The sequence below is a fragment of the Finegoldia sp. genome, from assembly GCF_046991905.1.
Taxonomy (GTDB): domain Bacteria; phylum Bacillota; class Clostridia; order Tissierellales; family Peptoniphilaceae; genus Finegoldia.
The window spans coordinates 1-4,097 of sequence record NZ_JBKWZF010000100.1 but is presented as its reverse complement, the minus strand read 5'-3'; the positions used below and the strand labels follow the sequence as shown (position 1 = coordinate 4,097).

Here is a 4,097-nt window from a genome sequence, read left to right as displayed (position 1 = left end):
TTAGGCGATAGAAATATCGTCTAATTTTATGTAACAATTGCTTGACATTGTAGGGTAAGACTACTTTGATGAATACTATGACCAATCTTCTCAAAAGAGATGGCGGACAAGTTTTGGTAGACGGCAAAGAGTTTAAAGATGAGAAGATTTTTAATCATATTTCTTTTTTCAAAGATGAGAAAATCTTGGATGAAAACTTGTATGGCATGGATTATTTGAACTATATCAAAAATGTCTATAAAAGAACCAAGGATGATGTGGATAGGGTTATCAAAGAAATAGGAATTGAAAGTTTTGTAAAAAGCAAGACTGGTTCGTATTCTTTGGGGATGAAAAAGAAGCTGATGCTTGCGATGGATTTCTTGCCACAAAGAGATATTATATTGCTTGACGAACCACTTTCTGGTCTTGATCCAACTAGCGTTATAAAGATGATGGCTCTTATAAAGAAGAAAGCAAAAGATGGACAGGGAATTTTAATATCCAGTCACTCTTTAAACGATATCGATGAAATCACCAATAATATTTTGTTCTTAAAAGACGGCAAAATTTTGGAAGAAGTTTTGGAAAATGAAAAATTCATAGAGATTATTTCAAGCGATAACGAAAAATTATCATCTGTTTTGAATTCAAAGGGTTTTAATATGGATAAAAATATGATAAGCTTAAACAACAATAGTATTAATGATATTTTGTCTGTTATTATAGAAAATAATATTGAGATTTTGGATATCAAAAGACGTTCGAAAACTTCTCAAGAACGATACAAAGAAATTTTTGGAATTTAAAATAAAAATATGCAAAAAACTAAGAATTTGTTTGACATATCATAATGTTAATGATAGAATATACAAGGATAAATAAGAATATCTTGTATATTCTTTTTTTATGCATAAAATAATTTCAGGAGGTGGAAAATTTGCCAACAATTAATCAATTAGTAAGACAAGGAAGAAAATCTAAAACTTACAAATCTGATTCACCAGCTTTGAGTCGTAACTTCAACAGCATCAAAAAAAGCTATACAGAAGCTAACTCACCTCAAAAAAGAGGCGTATGTACTTCAGTAAGAACTATGACTCCTAAAAAGCCTAACTCAGCACTTCGTAAGGTTGCCAGAGTTCGTTTAACTAATGGTATGGAAGTTTTATCTTACATTCCAGGTATCGGACACAACCTACAAGAACACAGTGTTGTATTAATCAGAGGTGGTAGAGTAAAGGACTTACCAGGGGTAAGATACCACATTGTCAGAGGTGCTTTGGATACTGCAGCTGTTCAAAACAGAATGCAAGGTCGTTCAAAGTACGGTGCTAAGAAACCAAAGAAATAAAACAAAAACAAAAGGTATTAGTGTGAATAAAAGATTTTAATATACATTTATAGCACAGCGATGTAATTCGAGTACCTGAGAAATACTAAATAGTAAGGAGGGAAGCGAAGTGCCAAGAAAAGGACATGTTCAAAAAAGAGAGGTAATGCCAGATCCAGTTTACGATGATAAGACAGTTACTAAGCTTATCAACAACATTATGTTAGACGGGAAAAAAGGTACTGCCCAAAAAATTGTTTATGGTGCTTTTGATATTATCAAAGAAACTACAGGAGAAGACGCTCTTGAAGTATTCTACAAAGCAATGAACAATATAATGCCTATCTTAGAAGTTAAGACTAGAAGAATAGGTGGAGCTAACTACCAAGTTCCTATCGAAGTTAGACCAGAAAGAAGACAAACTTTAGGTTTGAGATGGTTAACAACTTATACAAGAGCTCGTGGTGAAAAAACTATGGTTGAAAAGTTAGCTAAAGAAATCATGGATGCAGCTAATAACACTGGTGCATCAGTTAAGAAGAGAGAAGACGTACACAAGATGGCTGAAGCTAATAAGGCTTTTGCACATTATAGATACTAATCTATCGGAAAGTAAGTAAGGAGAAAAAATGGCTAGACAAGTTTCATTAAAAGATACAAGAAACATTGGTATAATGGCCCATATTGATGCCGGTAAAACGACAGTTACTGAACGTATTTTATACTATTCAGGTAAAATCCATAAAATTGGGGACACTCACGACGGTGCCGCTCAAATGGACTGGATGGTTCAAGAACAAGAAAGAGGTATTACAATTACTTCTGCAGCAACAACTTGTTTCTGGAAAGGTAACAGAATCAATATTATCGATACACCGGGTCACGTTGACTTCACAGTTGAAGTAGAAAGATCTCTTAGAGTTCTTGACGGTTCAGTTGCTTTATTCGATGCGAAAAGCGGTGTAGAACCACAATCAGAAACTGTTTGGAGACAAGCTGATAAATATGGCGTACCAAGAATTTGCTTCATCAATAAAATGGATGCAACAGGCGCTGATTTCTTTATGTCTGTTGACACTATTAGAGAAAGATTGAGAGCAAATGCTGTACCTATCGAAATTCCTATCGGAGCTGAAGATAAATTCGTAGGTGTAGTTGATCTTATTACAATGAAAGCTAATATCTACAAAAACGAACTAGGAACAGAATTCTCTATTGAAGATATTCCAAGTGACTTAGTAGAAGTAGCTGAAAAATATAGAGCAGAATTATTAGAAAACATAGCAGAACACGATGAAGAGTTAATGGAAAAATACCTTGAAGGTGAAGAATTAACAGAAGAAGAAATCAAAAGAGCTATAAGAACTGCAACAATTGCTAATGCAATGAACCCAGTACTTTGTGGTTCTGCATATAAGAACAAAGGTGTTCAACCATTATTGGATGCAATAGTTGATTATATGCCAGCACCAACTGATGTACCAGATATCAAAGGTGTGGATCCTCAAACTGATGAACCAACTACAAGAAAGTCATCAGATGAAGAACCATTTGCTGCATTAGCATTCAAAATCGCAACAGACCCATATGTTGGTAAACTTGCATTTACTAGAATCTATTCAGGTAGTATTGAATCAGGAAGCTATGTATACAACTCTACAAAAGGTAAGAGAGAAAGAATTGGTCGTATCTTAATGATGCATGCTAACAAGCGTGAAGAAATTGAAAAAGCATACGCTGGAGACATCGTAGCTATTATCGGTTTAAAAGATACTACAACAGGGGATACTTTATGTGATATGGATAGCGAAGTTATCCTTGAAAACATGGAATTCCCAGATCCAGTAATTTCTGTAGCAATCGAACCTAAAACAAAAGCAAGTCAAGAAAAAATGGGTATTGCTCTTGCAAAACTTGCAGAAGAAGACCCAACTTTCAGAACATATACAGACGAAGAAACTGGCGATACTATCATATCTGGTATGGGTGAACTTCACCTTGAAATTATCGTTGATAGACTTTTACGTGAATTCAAAGTAGAAGCTAACATCGGTAATCCACAAGTTGCTTACAGAGAATCAATCACTCAAGCAGCTGAAGCTCAAGGTAAATACGTTAAACAATCAGGTGGACGTGGACAATACGGTGATTGTACTCTTAGAGTTGAACCAATCGAAAACCCAGAAGAAGCAAATGGTATCGAATTTGTTAATGCAATTGTCGGTGGTGCTATTCCAAAAGAATACATTCCATCAGTTCAAGCAGGTGCTGAAGAAGCAGCTCAAACAGGTATCTTAGGTGGATATCCAATGCTTGACATGAAGATTACTCTTTTAGATGGTTCTTACCACGATGTCGACTCATCAGAAATGGCATACAAAATTGCCGGTTCTATGGGCTTCAGAGCAGCAGTTGCTAAAGCAAAACCAATCTTATTGGAACCAGCGATGAAAGTTGAAATCACTACTCCAGATGAATACTTGGGAGATGTAATGGGAGACGTTTCATCAAGAAGAGGTAAGATTGACGGTATGAATCCTAAAAATGGTGTACACGTATTAGATGCGTTTATTCCATTGGCAGAAATGTTTGGATATGCAACAGACTTAAGATCAAAAACTCAAGGTCGTGCAACATATTCAATGCAATTCGATCATTATGAACAAGTTCCTAACTCAATATCAGAAGAAGTTATAGGAAAAAAGAATAATAAATAGGAGGCTTATATAAATGAGTAAAGCTAAATTTGAAAGAACAAAACCACATGTTAACATTGGTACAATAG

The 4,097-nt window shown here is 35.0% G+C and carries 4 protein-coding genes; all 4 read left to right on the top strand.

The window, feature by feature from the left end:
• Positions 1 to 65: 65 nt before the first annotated feature.
• The 4 genes from ACLUJM_RS13095 (at position 66) to fusA (ending at position 4,029) form a co-directional block, all read left to right on the top strand.
• Positions 66 to 788, top strand: coding sequence for an ATP-binding cassette domain-containing protein (locus tag ACLUJM_RS13095; protein WP_412413008.1), 723 nt, complete (start codon positions 66 to 68; stop codon positions 786 to 788).
• Positions 789 to 919: 131 nt separating this feature from the next.
• Positions 920 to 1,333, top strand: a complete 414-nt coding sequence (gene rpsL, locus ACLUJM_RS13090) for a 30S ribosomal protein S12 (RefSeq protein WP_002835374.1) — start codon at positions 920 to 922, stop codon at positions 1,331 to 1,333.
• Positions 1,334 to 1,442: 109 nt separating this feature from the next.
• Positions 1,443 to 1,913, top strand: a complete 471-nt coding sequence (rpsG, locus tag ACLUJM_RS13085) for a 30S ribosomal protein S7 (RefSeq protein ID WP_002835373.1) — start codon at positions 1,443 to 1,445, stop codon at positions 1,911 to 1,913.
• A gap of 28 nt (positions 1,914 to 1,941) precedes the next feature.
• Positions 1,942 to 4,029, top strand: a complete 2,088-nt coding sequence (gene fusA, locus ACLUJM_RS13080; RefSeq protein WP_172884268.1) for an elongation factor G — start codon at positions 1,942 to 1,944, stop codon at positions 4,027 to 4,029.
• The last annotated feature ends 68 nt before the right edge of the window (positions 4,030 to 4,097 follow it).